General features: G+C 41.4%; 10 protein-coding genes and 1 tRNA gene. 8 read left to right on the forward strand and 3 right to left on the reverse strand.

What is annotated here, in order from left to right; all coding sequences use genetic code 11:
* Positions 1–10 precede the first annotated feature (10 nt).
* The 6 genes from ACYVBM_RS12080 to ACYVBM_RS12105 are packed head-to-tail and all read left to right on the forward strand — an operon-like array spanning position 11 to position 10,746.
* On the forward strand, positions 11–3,118 hold the full coding sequence (locus ACYVBM_RS12080; RefSeq protein ID WP_460685918.1) for a SusC/RagA family TonB-linked outer membrane protein: 3,108 nt from the start codon (positions 11–13) through the stop codon (positions 3,116–3,118).
* Positions 3,119–3,137: 19 nt separating this feature from the next.
* The gene (locus ACYVBM_RS12085) at positions 3,138–4,763 is read left to right on the forward strand and encodes a RagB/SusD family nutrient uptake outer membrane protein (protein WP_460685919.1); all 1,626 of its coding nucleotides are present in this window, start codon (positions 3,138–3,140) and stop codon (positions 4,761–4,763) included.
* Between the two features lie 25 nt (positions 4,764–4,788).
* Complete coding sequence (locus ACYVBM_RS12090; RefSeq protein ID WP_460685920.1) at positions 4,789–5,913, forward strand: SusE domain-containing protein; 1,125 nt, start codon at positions 4,789–4,791, stop codon at positions 5,911–5,913.
* Between the two features lie 23 nt (positions 5,914–5,936).
* Entirely contained in the window at positions 5,937–7,166 is a 1,230-nt protein-coding gene (locus ACYVBM_RS12095; protein ID WP_460685921.1) for a glycoside hydrolase family 76 protein, read from the forward strand.
* Between the two features lie 28 nt (positions 7,167–7,194).
* Positions 7,195–9,543 (forward strand): GH92 family glycosyl hydrolase, encoded by a 2,349-nt coding sequence (locus tag ACYVBM_RS12100; RefSeq protein WP_460685922.1) that lies wholly within the window; start codon positions 7,195–7,197, stop codon positions 9,541–9,543.
* A gap of 30 nt (positions 9,544–9,573) precedes the next feature.
* Entirely contained in the window at positions 9,574–10,746 is a 1,173-nt protein-coding gene (locus tag ACYVBM_RS12105) for a glycoside hydrolase family 76 protein (protein ID WP_460685923.1), read from the forward strand.
* Between the two features lie 799 nt (positions 10,747–11,545).
* Here the strand turns inward: ACYVBM_RS12105 and ACYVBM_RS12110 are convergent.
* Both ACYVBM_RS12110 and ACYVBM_RS12115 read right to left on the reverse strand, forming a co-directional pair.
* Positions 11,546–11,620: transfer RNA gene (locus ACYVBM_RS12110), tRNA-Arg, on the reverse strand.
* 114 nt (positions 11,621–11,734) lie between these two features.
* On the reverse strand, positions 11,735–12,868 hold the full coding sequence (locus ACYVBM_RS12115) for a glycerate kinase (RefSeq protein ID WP_460685924.1): 1,134 nt from the start codon (positions 12,866–12,868) through the stop codon (positions 11,735–11,737).
* A 29-nt stretch (positions 12,869–12,897) separates the two neighbouring features.
* Here ACYVBM_RS12115 and ACYVBM_RS12120 point away from each other — a divergent pair, with 29 nt between their 5' ends.
* Positions 12,898–13,179 carry a hypothetical protein gene (locus ACYVBM_RS12120; RefSeq protein ID WP_460685925.1) on the forward strand — a complete coding sequence of 94 codons (282 nt, stop codon included), beginning with the start codon at positions 12,898–12,900 and terminating at the stop codon, positions 13,177–13,179.
* A gap of 43 nt (positions 13,180–13,222) precedes the next feature.
* Here ACYVBM_RS12120 and ACYVBM_RS12125 read toward each other — a convergent pair whose 3' ends face one another.
* Positions 13,223–14,263: a LacI family DNA-binding transcriptional regulator gene (locus tag ACYVBM_RS12125; protein ID WP_460685926.1), complete on the reverse strand. Its 1,041-nt coding sequence runs from the start codon at positions 14,261–14,263 to the stop codon at positions 13,223–13,225.
* Positions 14,264–14,603: 340 nt separating this feature from the next.
* Between ACYVBM_RS12125 and ACYVBM_RS12130 the strand changes: the two genes are divergently transcribed.
* Positions 14,604–17,789 carry a SusC/RagA family TonB-linked outer membrane protein gene (locus tag ACYVBM_RS12130; protein WP_460685927.1) on the forward strand — a complete coding sequence of 1,062 codons (3,186 nt, stop codon included), beginning with the start codon at positions 14,604–14,606 and terminating at the stop codon, positions 17,787–17,789.
* Positions 17,790–17,795: the final 6 nt, after the last annotated feature.

Consider the following 17,795-nt stretch of genomic DNA (forward strand, 5'->3'; position numbering starts at 1 on the left):
AACAAACGTTATGAAACTGACCAGGCATTTATTCTCTCACGCGATTGTTAAAATATGCATGATAACTGCGGGATTACTCCTGTGGGTATTTATATCACAAGCCCAGGAAACCCGTATTATTACCGGAACAGTCACCGACAGCTCCGGCACTCCGTTACAAGGTACTTCTGTTGCCGTGAAAAACAGTAAAACAGGTACTACAACCGATGCCCAGGGAAATTACTCTATAGCTGTTACAGGAAATGCAGATGCAAAGGCTTTGGTATTTTCGTTTGCAGGGTTTATTTCACAGCAAATTTTAATTGGTAGTAATACTACTATTAATGTTTCTTTAAAAAGCAATATTGAAACCACACTGGAAGATATAGTTGTTGTGGGTTACGGAACGCAAAGAAAAGTGTCGTTAACAGGCGCTGTAAGCCAGGTTGGAAGTGAAAATATAGAAAATAAACCTGTTACCAATGCGCTTCAGGCTTTACAGGGAGAAGCACCTAATCTTATCATACAGCAACCTTCCCTGGAACCGGGTAGTGGCGTAAATCTTAATATCCGCGGAATCGGCACAACCGGAGATAATACGCCACTTATCGTTGTTGATGGAATCATCGGTGGTAATATAAATACGATAAATCCCAATGACATTGCAAGTGTTTCTGTTTTAAAAGATGCAGGATCTGCGGCAATATATGGCTCCCGGGCTGCTAACGGCGTGATACTGGTTACAACAAAAAGCGGTAGACTTAACCAGAAGCCAACCGTAAGTTACGATGGGAGTTTTGGTATCCAGGTGCCCAGGGTTTTGGTGGAAAAAGTGAGCGCATGGGACAATGCATATTACAAAAATCTTGCTTTGATCAATTCTGATTTACCTCCAGCCTACACACCCGAACAGATCCAAAAATTAAAAGAGCAGGGAAATGGCACATGGGATGTAGAGCACTTGCTCAAAAATGCTCCTATGCAGCAACATACTTTAAACATTAGTGGTGGTGGTGAAAATAATTCCTACTATATATCTGGAGGCTATCAAAATCAGGGGAGCAACCTCATCGGAAATGGAGGGTCAGGAAAGCCATTTGGATACCAGGTATATAATCTTCGCTTAAATCAATCTTCCATTATCGGGAGGTTAAAAACCAATATCATTTTAAATTATACCAAAACCCGCAACAAAACAAATACAGTTGGGAATAACAACATTTTTGCAGATGCCAACCGTGTCCCGTTAAATTATAGCTGGACGGACTCTGCCGGAAATTTTTTAACGAATGATGTTGCTTCACAGTACAATGAGTATGGTGTTTTAATGAAGGGCGGATTTGGCCAGTCTGATAATGATGAGATTTTCGGAAACTTCAACGCTCAACTTACGCTTGCCAAAGGGTTAAAGCTGACGGGCGTTTTCGGAGGTACACTGAACAGTTATAATTTAATTTTTAGAAGGCAACAGGTAAGCTACCTGCCTTCGGGAATATATGGCGATGACAGAACAGTATTCGATAATAATAGTAAATCCCAGCTTTTCAACACACAACTATTTGCTGAATATTCTAATGCGGTAAAAAACCATTACTTTAAAATATTGTTTGGCGGTTCTAATGAAAACTACAGGCAGCAAGGGTCGCAGGTTCAAAAGTTATATACCGATCAATATCTTGGTACGCCCACTACCGGAACGATTGTTGACCCGCTCAATTCCTATAATAGTATTGCTGTTAACGAGTCAAGTATCAGTTCTCTTTTTGGCCGCGTTAATTATTCCTTTGCCAATAAATACCTTTTAGAGGGCAATTTCCGCGTGGATGCTTCATCCAGATTTGCAAAAGGAAACCGTACGGGCTTCTTTCCTTCGATAAGCGCCGGATGGGTAGTTTCTGATGAACAATTTATGGCATCCCTGAATAAGGCAATCAATCATTTAAAAATTCGTGCAACTTATGGTGTATTAGGAAATCAGAACGTTGGCGCCTATCAATACCAGGCAACTTATTTTAATTATGCTGCTGCTTATGGTTATAACAACTCAGTTGTTGGAGGCGCCGGATATGTTTTAGGCAACCCTGACCTTACATGGGAAAAAGCCGCTACCCTGAATCTGGGAATGGACCTGGGGCTATTTAATAACAGGCTTACTTTTGCGTTTGATTATTTCGACAAGAAAACTACCGATATTTTACAAAGCCGTCAGGATGTGCCACTCATCTTTGGCCTTTCTACATTCCCTGATTATAACGTTGCAGCCGTAAGAAATCGTGGATGGGAAGCGCAGGCTACCTACAAACTGGTAAGCGGCAAACTAACCCAAAGTTTTAGCGTCAATATTGCAGATACCAAGAATGAGCTGCTCCGGCTTACAGGCGGCGCAACAGAACAAATCATAAACCAGGATGTGTATTCTTTATTGCGAAGAGTAGGACAACCGATAACACAGTACTATGGGTTTGTTACAAATGGCTTTTTCCAAAACAACGCAGATGTGCAAAGTTCCGCAAAGCCCTCCGGCGTTACGGTAGGGCCTGGCGACATTAAATTTAAAGACCTGAACAATGATGGTAAGATAGATGATGCTGATAAAACAGTTTTAGGCAATCCGTTTCCGAGGTATACATTTGGTTTTACGTACCGGCTGGACTATAAAGGTTTCGATATGCAGCTTTTTATTCAGGGCGTAGGTAAAAGAGATCAGTTTTTGCGCGGTGAACTGGTAGAGCCTTTTCATTATAATTATGGAGCAACAGTTTATACCCATCAAACCAATTTCTGGACACCGGATAATCCTGATGCCCGCTACCCGAGGCTTGCCGTTATTGGGTCTCAGTCCAATAGCAACAACTGGCGTCTGGGTTCTGATATGTATAAATATGACGCAGCATACGTACGGTTAAAAAATATTAACCTGGGTTATACGCTACCTGCATCTGTTACACAAAAATGGAGTGTTAAAAGGTTACGCGTATCATTCATTGGACAAAACCTGGTGACACTCAGCAAGCTCACTTTCATTGATCCCGAAACTACGGAGTTTGATAACCGTCTGAATCTCGGGAACGCTTCTAACAGTGCCAGAACTTATCCATTACCTGTTTTTTACGGAGGCAGTATTGAAATAACCTTCTAAAAAAATAAAAATATTGTATATGAAATATTCTAACAAGCTTTATATAGCCATCCTGATATTGTTCATTGCTGCAGGCTGCAAAAAACTGGATCTTGCTCCTACAGACCGGTTCTCTGAATCCAACTTCTGGACAATTGACGCCAACGTTTACAATGCGCTGAACAATAACTACAGCCTCAGCTACAACAGCGGACTTTACTTTTACAACGAAGCATTGTCTGATAATGCTTACAGCCCTTCGGGAGATGTAAATGCAATAGCTGCAGGAATTTATACACCTTCTCTGGCAAAGTTTCGCAATGATTGGGGGCTTTACTATACCACCATTTTATCCTGTAACTTATTCCTGGAAAATATAGACAAAAACAAAACCCTTGATCCTTCCGCTATTTCAAGGCTGAAACTGGAAACAAGGTTTTTAAGGGCATTCGCGCACTTTAATCTTACAAGGTGGTTTGGTGATGTACCTCTGGTAGATCGGGTACTTACGCCGGAAGAAGCACAAACTATCGCACGTACACCCAAAGCAGACGTGGTTAATTTCATCGTTAGAGAGCTGCAGGCTGCCGCAGACTCTTTACCATCAAACGCACAAATTCCTCAAAGTGAAGATGGCAGGATAACCAAAGGCGCTGCTTTAGCGCTACAGGCAAGAGTATTATTATACCAGGGAAACAGGATGCAGGAAGTAGCAAATATCTGCGAAGCGCTTATGAACAACCAGCAAACAAACGGAACGTATTCGCTAAACAGCAGTTATACTAATCTTTTTACCAATCCTGCTATAAACAAAAACAACCCGGAAGATATATGGTCATTGCAATATATACCGGCTGAACGAACCTGGACCGAGTTTTTTGATTTTGCACCCAGGTCGGTGGGAGGCCGTGTAAGCAGTATGGCGCCCACGCAATCACTGGTAGAAAGTTATATTATGCTGAATGGCAGAAACATTCGCGATGCAGGTTCGGGTTATGATGAAAACAATCCCTATATAAACAGGGATCCCCGGCTTACAGCAACTGTCGTATATGATAAATTCAACTGGGTACGTGCAGACGGTTCAACAAAAGTAATTTATATAAAGCCTGGAACTGACCCTGATCCTGCTGCTTTGGACGAGTATAGCCAGACATCGCAAAGTTCATCCAAAACCGGTTACTACTGGCGTAAATATTTTGACCCCAGCGCCTTGTCTGGTTTTGCTTCAGGACTTAATCTTCATCTGATACGTTACGCAGAGATCCTGCTGAACTATGCTGAAGCCAAAAATAGTTTAGGTCAAATGAATGAAACTGTTTGGAACCAAACTATAAGAGCATTGCGTATACGTGCCGGATTTACAGATGCGGGTGCTGTAAATTATCCCGGCGCCGGTGCAGATATGACAAACATTATAAGAAATGAAAGGCGAGCAGAACTGGCTATGGAAGGTTTGCGAATAGATGATATTAAAAGGTGGAAAACCGCGGAAACTACGATGAATGGCTTTGTACATGGCGCAAAGTATGGCGATCCATCTGTAGATAATGGCTATATACGGGTACAGCAGAGGAAGTTTACAGCTCCTGCCAACTACTTGTGGCCTGTTCCGGCATCCGAACGGTCTCTGAATAAAAATCTTTCTCAAAACGAGGGGTACTGATTGTCTTAAAATTAAAAACTTTTTTATGCGTAAAAATATTCACATCCTTAACTGGATATTATTGGTTATGGTTGCCCTTGCTTCCTGTAAAAAAGATGAGCGAACTTTGAATGTTGAACTTACCCCTGTAAGTACGTTAGCCGCTCCTGCTGACAAATCCAACATAAAATTGAACCCTACAACAGGCGGAAATATTATTTTTCAATGGTCAGCAGCCAGTACACCTGACAGTGGTGTTATACTATACGAAGTAGCGTTTGACAAAATGGACGGAAATTTTAGCAACCCGGTTTACAAAATAGTTGCTGATGGTGGCGGGCTGCAAACAACAGCCGGGATATTACAAAAAGACCTCAATAAGATCGCTGCGCTTGCAGGAATTGAATCTTCTTCATCCGGGCAATTAAAATGGGCCGTTCGGGCTACAAAAGCCGCTAACGTCATACTTAGCAGTCAGACATATTCCCTTACCCTGGAAAGGCCGGCCGGGTTTGCAGTATTACCGGAAGCATTGTATATAACCGGCACGGCTACGGAATCCGGAGATGACATTACCAAAGCGATACAATTGAAGAAAACCGCAGATGGTAATTATGAATTATACACATCGTTAAAAGCGGGCAGCTATTTTTTAACTGACAAACCAGGTGAAGGTGGTACACCCTATTATATGGATGAAAATAATATAATCAAAGAGGGGAACTCCACAACAACAGTTACGGGGGATACCAGGGCTTACCGGTTAAATTATGATTTTAATATCGCTTTGGCAAGCCAGACTGCTATTGATTCTATCGGGCTTTTTATGTCTGCTTATAATACCTCTATAGGAACGCTCAATTATGCAGGTAACAGTACCTGGGAAGCTGCTAAAATTCCTGTAGAGTTTTACCAGTTTAGCTGGGGAAGGGATGAGCGGTATAAGTTTATTCTGCACACGTCCAATGGAAAAGAATACATGGGTAGTTCTAATGTGAACAATATTGCTCCTGCTGGACAGCCTGCTTCTTATTTTTATCTATGGCCGGTAAATAATGCACAATGGGATAATACCTATAAATTTGATCCTTCTGCGGACCGGGCTAATATAAAAGCCACCCTATATTTTCAACCCAACTCGTCTTACAAGCATGTCATAACAAAACTATAATTCCTTTTAAAATAGTTTAGAAAATGATTATAAAAAATACATCTATAAAGGGTTGTTCGCGAATTACTTTATTAACATCTACCGTAATTTTCATCGTAATATTTAGTTCGTGCAGGAAAAGTGACAACCCGGGTGATCCCACAGATCCAGGTAATGGCGGAGATCCTCCTACGCAGGTTTCTGCATATTTTACGAAGGCAGAAGAAACACATGAGTTTAGTGTGAATCATTTGCTCACTGCTTATGGCGGCTACCGTGTGAATACTACTACAAATACCAATATAACGTATGAGTGGTACAATACCAGCCAGTTGTATGCCGATATCGCTATGGTAGCCTTAGGTCACGAAAGCTATCTTTCTCACATGGACAAGACATTTTTATGGCTTCAGAATATGTGGGATAAAAATAGTCCTATAGGTGGTTATTTTGCGCAGGCAAACATAGATGGGTCAGGCGCTGCTGGTGATAAATATGTCGATGACAATTCGTTGACAGGGGTGATTTATCTTGCTGCTTATGATATAACAACAGGATCAAGGAAAAGCGATTACCTGAGCAAAGCTAAAGCCTGTGCCAACTGGTTAATCAATAGTAATCTTTGGGATGATTTCAAAGGAGGCGGTTTTTGGTGGAGTACCCAAAAAACATATAAGCCTACCCAAACCAATGGACTTGCCCTGCAGTTGTTTTTAAAATTATACAAAATCACCGGAGAACAGGTCTATAAACAATGGGCAGAATCTGTAAACACCTGGTTGAATAATGTTATGTACGATGCCCCAAAAGGTTTGTATATATGGCAGTATGATAACAGTGGTAAAAAATACAGCACATTTTTTACCTATGATAATGCAATTATGATAGAAGCCTTTTTGCTATACGCTGATGCAATGCAGGATAATAGCTATATAAGCAAGGCACAGTCGTTAGGCAATGCCATGAATAAGGTTTTATGGAACAGCACTTATAACCTGTATATATTTAACACAGATGACATTCGGACCACGCCCGCCTGGTGTGGCTGGGGGTCCCAGGCCATGATAAGCTTGTACGAGAGAGATAAAAACAATTCCTGGCTGAGTTATGCAAAAGGTAATATAGATGCTATTAATGTTATCTTGAGAGATGCTGCCACGAAAGGCTATTACCAGTTTGCCAGTCTTAATGGATCCGGGAGATACACGAATATGGAAGGCGTAGATGCGGCATGGATGCAGCGGGTACAGGCGTTATTGTCCAGTTATAAATAATAATTTGTGATCCCTAAAAAATATTGCAATGAATATCAAGAAAAAAATTCTTATTAGCTTTTTGTCTATCATTTTTTTACTGAATGGGTCCTCTTCACAAAATGTGCTGCAATATGTAGACCCAAACATTGGTACGGCACACAGCCGGTGGTTTTTTTACACACCTGCAGCAGTTCCTTATGGGATGGCAAAACTGGCTCCTTCAACAAACGGACATTATGGAAACCCATCGGGATGGGAAGCGGTAGGATATGATACGCGTCAAAATTCTATTGAAGGGTTTGTTCATTTTCATGAGTGGCAGATTGGAGGTGTAAGTTTTATGCCAACAACAGGTAAATTAAAAACTAAACCCGGTGATCTTAATGATACTGAATCCGGCTACCGATCCGTTTTTAGCAGAACGCAGCAGATTGCAGAAGCCGGCTATTATAAAGTCCTGTTGGATGATTATAATATTACAGCCGAGCTTACAGCTACTAAAAGGGTTGGCTTTCACCGATACACTTTTCCAAAATCAGATAGCGCTCATATTATTCTGGACATTGGCAATACTCAGGGGGAAAGCGGCACTGTTACAGATGCAGCAATCCGGATGATTAGTGATACACATTTCGAAGGATTTGTATACACCTATCCTAAGTATGTTGAAAAATATGACCCATCCGGTAAAGTATGCATGTATTTTTATGGAGAGATCAGTACAAAACCCAGAAGTATTACAGCGTTTGATGTGGAGAATTTATATCAAAATACCGACTCTGCAAGCGGCAAAGGAGCAGGGCTTGCATTAAATTATTTAACAAGCACAAATGAGCAAATCGAAATAAAAGTTGGACTTTCTTACACTTCCATTGCAAATGCAAAAAATAATTTGCAAAAAGAGGCTTCTTCACTTTCGTTTGATGAAGTCAAAGCAAAGGCCCAGGAGAGTTGGCAAAAGGAATTAAGCAAAATTTTTGTGAGCGGCAGTAATGAAAGCGATAAAAAGAAGTTTTACACAGGTTTGTATCATGCTTTATCAGGCCGTGGTATTGCAAGTGATGTAAATGGTGACTATCCTAAACATGGAGGCGCTATTGGCCATTCCGCAACAACAGATGACCCCTATAGGCAGTATATTAATACAGATGCTATCTGGGGTGCTTATTGGAACATAACGCAATTATGGGCATTGAGTTATCCGCAGTGGTATTCCAGCTATGTATATACACAGCTTCAGTTGTACAAGGATAGAAACTGGTTTGGTGATGGTATAGCTAACAGCGAATTTGTTTCTGGCGTAGGAACAAATATGGTAGGACTGGCAGTAGCAGCGGCCTATCAGGTGGGCATCAGGAATTATGATATTAGTGCTGCTTATGAGGCGGTAAAAGCAAACGAATTAAGCTGGGAAAAAAGACCGGTAGGTTCAGGAAAAATGGATACTAAAGCTTTTGTTGAACTGGGTTTTTCACCTTACCTGGAAGAAGATAAAACAGATTCTACAGGTTCTCATTTTTCAGTTTCCCACACGCTTGAATATAATTTCAGCGCTTTCGCTGCTGCACAAATGGCGAAGGCATTGGGGAAAAAAGATGATTACAAAAAGTTGATCCGGTATTCGAATGGATGGAAAAACGTATTCAACCAGGAAAACAAATTAATGCAGCCAAAGAAAGCCGAGGGCTCTTTTGTAGATCAATTTGATCCTTATGAAGCATGGCGTGGTTTCCAGGAAGGCAATGCCGTGCAATATTCATTCTTTGTTCCTCAAAATCCTGCAGCGTTAATTGCTGCAATCGGAAAAGACAAATTTAACAAACGCCTGGACAGTATTTTCTCCGCTTCAGAAAAAGATGGCTTTGGCGGCGGTAAAACAATAGATGCATTTGCGGGAATTAAATCCATTTATAATCATGGCAACCAGCCTTGTTTGCATATAAGCTGGCTGTTTAATTTTTCGGGCAAACCCTGGCTGACACAAAAATGGACGAGACGTATATGTGATGAGTTTTATGGGACGGATACCATACATGGCTATGGCTATGGTCAGGATGAGGACCAGGGACAATTAGGCTCCTGGTATGTAATGGCGGCACTGGGATTGTTTGATGTAAAGGGTTTTACTGATAGCAGGCCCATTATAGAATTGGGCAGCCCCTTATTTGATAGAGCTGAGATTAAACTGGACAATAATAAAAAGCTTATTATTGAAGCAAAGAATAATTCAAAAGAAAATATGTATGTGCAGTCCGCCGAGTTTAATGGGAACCCTTTACAGAAATGCTGGTTGTACCGTAATGAATTGATGCAGGGCGGCAAACTGGTATTTCACATGGGAGATAAACCTAATAAAAACTGGGGTGTAAAAATACCGCCTCCTTCTATCCAATAAATTTTCAGAAAAAAATACTTCTACTTCAATATGAAAATGCTCCTGGCGTTCTTTCTTGTCACTGCTTCATCACTTGCTTCTGCGCAGGATAAGCACCGTATTTATCTTGAAAGAGCAGAAAGCATGTATATAAATGTTTGGCAACATTTCAGGGTTACAAAGTATCCCGGTTTATTTTCAGAGCATTTCCCTTCAGCAGGTACCGATTCCCTGACCTATTTTCAGGGCAATGCAGTAAAAGAAAAAGAAGTAAGTTTTCTATGGCCTTTTTCTGGAGTGTTTTCGGCAACAAACGTGCTGCTGAAATTTCCTTCGCTAAAAGAAAAATACCTGTTTTATTTGGATAGTTGCGTTACAGGTGTTGAATACTATCGCGATACGACACGTAAACCAGTAGGTTACCAGGCTTACCCTTTAATGTTTGAAAAAGTTGACAGGTATTATGATGATAATGGCTTAGTTGGTATTGATTATATGGAAGCTTATTTCAATACTAAAAACATTTTATACCTCCAACGCGCACAAGAGGTTTTCAAATTCATTATCAGCGGGTGGAATGATGATGCTGGTGGTGGTGTTACATGGCTTGAAGGCCATAATGACCAGAAGCCTGCCTGCAGCAATGGGACTGCATTGCTCGTTGCCCTGAAAATCTACCGGGGTTCAAAGGATAAGTATTATCTCGATTGGGGCAAAAAGTTTTATAACTGGGAATATCAAAATCTTAAAGACACAAACGGCTTGTATAGTAACGATAAAAAGCTGGATGGTACTGTAAACAGGACTTTTTACACCTACAATTCCGGTTTTATGCTTGAGGCTGCTGTATTGTTGTACAGCTTCACAAAAGATAAAAAATACCTGCAACAGGCGCAACAGTTGGCAAAGGACACCTATAACTACTTCAGCAACATCCCACACGATAAAAGGCTTGTTTTTAGAATTGACCTGCCCTGGTTTGTAACTGTTTTATTCAGAGGTTATGAAGCATTATATCATGTAGATAGAAATGATCAGTATATCGCAGCAATAGAAAAAGACCTGAATTATGCCTGGGAAAATTCAAAAGACCAATATGGATTTATAACAAATAACTGGTTGCCTGATGAGAAAGAATTAGCAAAGCCGAAATGGCTGCTGGATGAAGCCTGTATTGCTGAGTTCTATGCGAGACTAAGCGCTCTTTATAGTGATGACAAGTAAGCGAAGAGCATTCATATGAATTATTAATACACAAATGGAGAAATTAAAGATTCTGTTTTTATTGGGTCCGATGCACTATTAGTTGTCTGTAATGATTCCAAACGATACAGAAACACTTATAAAAACCTAAGCGAACTTATTTTAAAAAAATACCCTTTCGACCTTATTTATTATATTGATAAAGTAAAGAAAAGGATCGTTATAATTTCTATCTATCATCATAAGAAACCCCCAAAGAGGAGGTATATTAAAACAAAAAATAAACGCTAAGGCGGATATTAAGATAAAGTACCCTGGGAAAAAAATTGGCTTTCCATAAGAATTACTGAATAAGCTAAGCAAGAAATCCATTCAAAATCAATAAGCTGCACTCTTGCCTCTTTTAATAAGAGAATAGTATCATCTTGTAGATTAAATGATTTAAAGTCTATCAATTACCGGTATTGGCTTTAGCCTGTATTCTTGCCCATCTGAACTAAATCGCGGAATGCAGGTACGCTGCTTAAAAATAGTGCCCAAGCTGGTAAAAGTTGAGCTTCCGAACTGCAGTTGGCTATTTGGCCCGGAAAAAGAACTTACACTATTACAGGTGTCTAAAATGTAAAGGCGTCAGTTTAAATGCGAAAACAGGAATAAAAAAACCTCGAAGAGTTGGGGGCTATGCATTTCTTGATCTGTTAAATAGATATGTATCGAACTTTCAAGATTAACGTTGTTTTACTAACAACCTACAATATTTCAAATACATATATATTAAATAAAAACCGGAACTTTCACGATTTTTGTGAAAACTCCGGTTTGGTAGCCCGGACAAGAATCGAACTTGTATCTAGAGTTTAGGAAACTCCTATTCTATCCATTGAACTACCGGGCCGAAAGAATTCATATAAAAGAACTTAAAAGGGGTGGCAAATATATAAAGAATTATTGAAGCCCAGTTTTTAAAGGTGATCAACCTCCATAATTTTTTTATTTATACCGGCTGGGATCAATATTGCTGCATGATCTGCCTGCATATTTCTGCACCGGTTTTTACCAGGTTAGGGTAAGTTTGTACCAGGGCCAGGCTCAATGAAACTCCGGGCTCATTAATGCAGATCAGCCTGTCGAAATACCTTGCCAGCTTCCTGCTTCTTTTTTCAGGGATCTTACCTGCTACCCCGATCACTTTTATCCCTCTTGCCTTGGCCATTTTAGCCACACCAAAAGGTGCTTTACCGTCCAGTGTCTGGAGGTCTATGGTACCTTCACCGGTAACGACCCAGTCGGCTTTTCCCAGCTGTTCTTCAAAGCCGGTAAGCGTTAAAAAGTAATCAATTCCCTGCACGATCTTGGCATTACAATAAGCCACCAATGCTGCTGCAATACCGCCGGCGGCACCACCCGACATCAATGTCCTCATTTTTTCCCCGGTTATTTTTTCAGTAACTGCATCCAGCCGGGAAAGTGCTTTTTCCAGTGCTATAACATCTTCCGGTGTTGCTCCTTTTTGAGGGCCAAAAACAGCTGCTGCCCCGGCAGTTCCCAATAGTTTGTTTTTGACATCGCAGAGAATTGTAATCTTTGTACCAGCCAACCGGCGGTCTAATTCCCTGGTTGATACAGTTGCTAAGTTTTGTAAACCTATTGGCAGATTTTCTATGGCAGTTTCGTTTTCAGCATAAAAAACAATGCCCAGCTCTGTTAACAGGCCAGACCCGCCGTCAATGGTAGCACTGCCACCCACACAAAGAAGGATTTCCTTGGCGTTTTTCTCAAGCGCCGCTTTTATCAACTGTCCGCATCCTGCTGTAGTGGCCTTAAGCGGGGCATGTTCTCCAGGTTTTAAGAGCCGCAGGCCGGCAGCATCTGCCAGTTCTATGATGGCCGTCCGCGTTCCTGCTATCCATCCGAAGGGTGCTTGTATGGGTGTTCCCAGCGGATTTTTTACATTACAGAAAACCCGTTCCGCATTAAAATACCGGCATAATAACTCCCCGGTTCCATCACCTCCATCTCCCACCGGGCAACTGCTGATATAGCCTTTGAACCCGGCTTTTTTGAATCCTTCAGCGAGGGCGGCAGCCACTTCATCAGCCGGTAAGCTGTTTTTAAAGGCGTTGGGTGCAATTATGATTTTCATTCGTACAATTTTATCCCTGAACGTTGAGCGTGAAATATCACAATAAAAATAAGGAGTGCACCTACACGGCTAAAAATCCGGCTACAGCCATCAAAAACGACGCCACGGTAAACACCCTTAGCATGAGTTTTAATTCAAGAACCCGAAAAAGGGACAATTGGGATGCGGCCATTGCCGGATTCCAGGCCCATACCCGGGAAGAAAGGGAAATGCCGATAGTGCAAACGCCAGTTTTTAAATCCGATACAGAAAACTTTCTATGGAATCATTCCTGTTTTGATGTAACTGAAAACAGCAAACGCAACCAATAGAACGATCTTCAAAAAGCAGGATAATATTCTGTACTACCTCCTGCTAATCAGCTATCGGAAGCCTGCTGCTTTTTCTTATAATAATATCCGGTGGCAGGCTTTCCAGTTTAAAATCGGTTACGGTACGTTTACTTTCTATAAGATCCAGCAGAAGCGATGCCGCTTTTTCTCCCATTTCAAATGCCGGCTGGCTGATAACTGATAGGGCCGGATCAAACAGCGATGTATATTTGGAATTATTAAAGCCTATTACTCCTATATCCCGGGGCATGTTAACACCTCTCTTTTTAAGAATGCTGAAAGTTTCGGTAGTGATCTTGTCAGCCAGCAATAATAACGCATCAGGTTTTTTCTTAGCCGTAAGCAGCGCTTCTACTGCGATTTCTACTTCTTCAACCAAAAGTCCGCCATGATCGCAATATTTTATTAAAGATGCTTCAACCGGTATCGCATGATCTTTTAATGCTTTCATATAGCCGGCCAGCCGGTCCCTGGTTATGGAAAGGGTAGCATTATTCGCGATCACCGCGATCCTTTTAAATGTATTTTCGAGGAGGTGCCCCGTGGCCCTGTAGGCACCTGTAAAATTATCTGTAATAACTTTATGGGTATGGATCTCTTCCACCACCCTGTCGAAAAAAACAATAGGTAGTCCTTTTTCATGCAATTGTTTCAGGTTGCTGAAATCGTTTGTTCCGGCCGATACCGATATGATTAATCCATCCACAGACCTGGAAGTGAGATAGTCCAGTATCATCTCTTCTCTTTCTACGGATTCTTTGCTTTGGGTAATAATTACATTATAACCGTTTTTATAAGCGATGGACTCAATGCCATTAATAACCTGGCTGAAAAAAGTATTGGCAATTTCAGAAACAACCACGCCAATAGACAGTGTTCTTTTTTCTTTTAAACTTAATGCAACAGGATTAGGCCGGTAATTCATTTCGGTTGCATAATCTCTTATTTTTTTCTTGGTGGCTTCACTGATTTCATAGCTGTCTCTTAACGCCCGGGACACGGTGGAGGTAGACAGCCCCAGTGCTTTGGCAATATCTTTTATAGTAACAGCTTCAAATTTCATATGCGCATGGCACCTTTCTTGCGAAGATAATCAATTATATATACGATTCCGGCAACGTTTGCGTAAAAATAGCCGGTCCGGTTTTACAAGGTGGAAAGACCCCCTTTCCGGAACCAGCTTTTATATAGAAAATATTGAAACCGATTGTAGTTTTTTATAGGTAAAACGCATTTTTCAATGCTCTGAAAACGCAGCCATCGGATAAAATGCTTTATGCATACGATACCGGCAACGTTTGCGTAAATAAATCCATCCTGTCCTGTCCTGCATGAAAGAAAAAAATGGTAGTCTTGTTCTTCATAACGGTTTATAGGTAGCATTTTTTATTCAAACCAGCTATATGAAGAAAATTATAATTTATCTGCTTGCGCTTTTTTTTATCTGTAATACAGCAGTTGCACAGACTAAAACTATCAATGGTACTGTATTGGACGATACAGGCGCGCCCTTAGTGGGTGTAAATATTGCTGTTGGCGATGGGGATGTGGTAGCCCAAACCGCTGCCGGTGGCAGTTTTAGTATTCAGGTTCCTACATCCGGCACCCAAGTGCTTACATTTACTTTTTCCGGTTATACGCCGCAAACAGTTGCCGCAACGGATGATATGTCTGTAGCACTTGTAAAAAACATTATAACAGGTGATGAAGTAGTGGTGATTGGTTATGGTACTTCTAAAAGGAAGGACCTTACCGGGGCCATTTCATCTATCTCATCAAAAGAAATTAGCAAAGTTCCGGTGGCCAATGCCGCAGAAGCATTAAGTGGAAGACTGGCTGGTGTACAGGTGAGCTCTACAGAAGGATCGCCCGATGCAGAAATGAAAATAAGAGTACGTGGCGGAGGTTCCATTACAGGCGATAATACACCTTTGCTGATTGTAGATGGATTTCCTGTAAATACCATTTCTGATATTGCGCCATCAGATATTGAATCTATTGATGTATTAAAGGACGCTTCTTCCACAGCTATCTATGGCTCACGGGGAGCTAACGGCGTTATTATTGTAACAACCAAAAGTGGAAAAGCCGGAAAATTTTCGGTGAATTATAATGTATATGGCGGGTATAGAAAACTGGCAAAAAAACTGGGCGTGCTCTCTCCTTACGATTATACCCTGTGGCAATATGAAAGCGCATTATTAGATAATAAATTAAACGATCGGTATGCGAAGTACCTGGGAAACTGGCAGGACATTGATCTGTACCAGGATGTTCAGGCAAACGATTGGCAGGAGCAGGTGTTTGGCCGTATTGGAAGTATGGTCAGCCATAACCTCAATTTGAATGGCGGGTCTGAAAAAGTAAGGTATTCGGCAAGTTATTCGAGAATTGATGATAAGGCTATTATGCTTTTATCAGGTTATAAGCGTGATAACCTTAGCCTGAAATTGAATGGCCGGCCTAACAAAAAGGTAAATATTGACCTGTCTTTACGTTATGCTGACACTAAGGTTACAGGAGGGGGCGCTAATGAGCAAAACGAAAAATCTTCGGCAGACTCCCGTTTAAAATATGCTATGCTTTATCCTCCTTTTCCTGTTGGCGGCCTTACAGATGCTGATGAAACCGATGATGCCTTTAACCTGTATCATCCCATTACTGCACTTACGGATAATGACCGTTTACAACGCAGAACCAATTTTAACTTGGGCGGTAGTTTTGCATGGAAGATAACCAACGATCTGCAGTTTAAAACCGAATTGGGTTTAGATGAAGTAAGAATTGCAGATGATCGCTTTTACGGAACCACCACCTATTATGTAAATAATGCTCCGGCTGCCGAAAACCAGGGAAAGCCCGCTATAGAAATGGTGAAAAGCCTCAGACAGTCGTTTCGCAATACCAACACATTAAATTATGATTTTACAAGCCTGCTTCAGGGAAAACATAATCTTAATGTACTGGCAGGCCAGGAATATATTAATGCGCAATCAGAGGCGCTCACATCTGTAGTGCATGGATTCCCCTCTTCTTTTACTTTTAACGATGCGCGCAGGTTATCAGCTCAGGGTGTTCCCTTTTCTTCTGAAAATTATCTGAACCCCGATGATATTTTACTTTCCTTTTTTGGCCGGGCTAATTACAGCTTCGACAGTAAATACCTGCTGGGAGCCACTTTCCGTGCAGACGGTTCTTCCAAGTTTTCAAAAGGAAACAAATGGGGTTATTTCCCTTCTGTTTCTGCAGCATGGCGTATTTCCTCCGAAAAGTTCATGGAGGGTGCTTCTGACTGGCTGAATGATTTGAAACTGAGAGTCAGCTATGGTACCGCCGGTAATAATAACATCCCTACAGGGCAGATATTTCAGGCTTATGCGGTTAGTACCACTTCCTGGGTAAACGGCTATACCAGCTACTGGGCGCCGTCCAAAACCATGGCCAATCCTGATCTGAAATGGGAAACCACTATTACAAGAAATATCGGGTTAGATTTTACTGTATTGGATAAAAAGCTAAACGGTACCATTGATCTGTATCGTAACAGCACCAAAGACCTGCTGATCCTGTTCCCCGTTTCCGGTGCGGGGTACGATAACCAGTATCGTAATATGGGCGAAACAAGAAACCAGGGGCTTGAAGTTACTCTAAACTGGGTTGCTGTGGAAAAACAAAATTTTGGTCTGAATTTCAGCGGAAATATAGGGTTCAATAAAAGTAAGATCATATCGCTTGGACAGATGGATAATTTCGGCTGGTCATCGGGCTGGGCTTCTACCCAGATTGGGAACGATTTCTGGATAGCAACAGGGGGCGCTGTTGGAGAAATGTATGGTTATAAAATAGATGGATCTGGAAGGTACGAAGTCTCAGATTTTGAAAGATACGATGCCGCCAGCGGAAAATGGATACTGAAGCAGGGTGTGCCGGATGCCAGTTCCATTGTGGGAACCATTCGCCCAGGTTCAATGAAACTGATGGATCTGAATGGCAATGATACCGTGAACGTAGCGGACCAAACTATTATTGGTAACGCCAATCCAAAGCATACGGGTGGTTTTACCATTAATGCCAGGGTGTACAACTTTGATATAAGCGCTATGTTTAACTGGAGCTACGGCAACAGCATCTACAATGCTAATAAGATTGAATATACCTCCACTGCGCAACGCTTTGGACGCAATATGATTGATATTATGGGAAGCGGCAAAAGATGGACCAACCTGCGTGCAGATGGCACCATTTCCAACGATCCTGCCGAACTGGAATCTATGAATGCCGGTACTACGATGTGGTCGCCGTATATGAGTCGTAACATATTCAGCGATTGGGCGGTAGAAGACGGAAGTTTCCTGCGCCTGGGCACGCTTACACTTGGGTATAATCTGCCGGCGAGGCTGGTAAAAAAAGCCAGGCTTCAAAACCTGCGTTTTTATGCTACAGGGTATAATCTTTTCTGTTTAACCAATTATACAGGGTTTGATCCCGAAGTTTCTACACGTAGAAAAACAAACCTTACTCCGGGAGTAGATTACTCTGCCTATCCCAAAAGCCGGATGGTGGTGTTAGGGTTAAATCTTGGTTTTTAATTGTTA

Source organism: Niabella aquatica (assembly GCF_054779315.1).

Coding starts and splice junctions, on each gene's coding strand:
- ACYVBM_RS12115 (WP_460685924.1), bottom strand. CDS start 12,868: ATGAAAATCATAATTGCACCCAACGCCTTTAAAAACAGCTTACCGGCT.
- ACYVBM_RS12125 (WP_460685926.1), bottom strand. CDS start 14,263: ATGAAATTTGAAGCTGTTACTATAAAAGATATTGCCAAAGCACTGGGG.
- ACYVBM_RS12130 (WP_460685927.1), top strand. CDS start 14,604: ATGAAGAAAATTATAATTTATCTGCTTGCGCTTTTTTTTATCTGTAAT.
- ACYVBM_RS12080 (WP_460685918.1), top strand. CDS start 11: ATGAAACTGACCAGGCATTTATTCTCTCACGCGATTGTTAAAATATGC.
- ACYVBM_RS12085 (WP_460685919.1), top strand. CDS start 3,138: ATGAAATATTCTAACAAGCTTTATATAGCCATCCTGATATTGTTCATT.
- ACYVBM_RS12090 (WP_460685920.1), top strand. CDS start 4,789: ATGCGTAAAAATATTCACATCCTTAACTGGATATTATTGGTTATGGTT.
- ACYVBM_RS12105 (WP_460685923.1), top strand. CDS start 9,574: ATGAAAATGCTCCTGGCGTTCTTTCTTGTCACTGCTTCATCACTTGCT.
- ACYVBM_RS12100 (WP_460685922.1), top strand. CDS start 7,195: ATGAATATCAAGAAAAAAATTCTTATTAGCTTTTTGTCTATCATTTTT.
- ACYVBM_RS12095 (WP_460685921.1), top strand. CDS start 5,937: ATGATTATAAAAAATACATCTATAAAGGGTTGTTCGCGAATTACTTTA.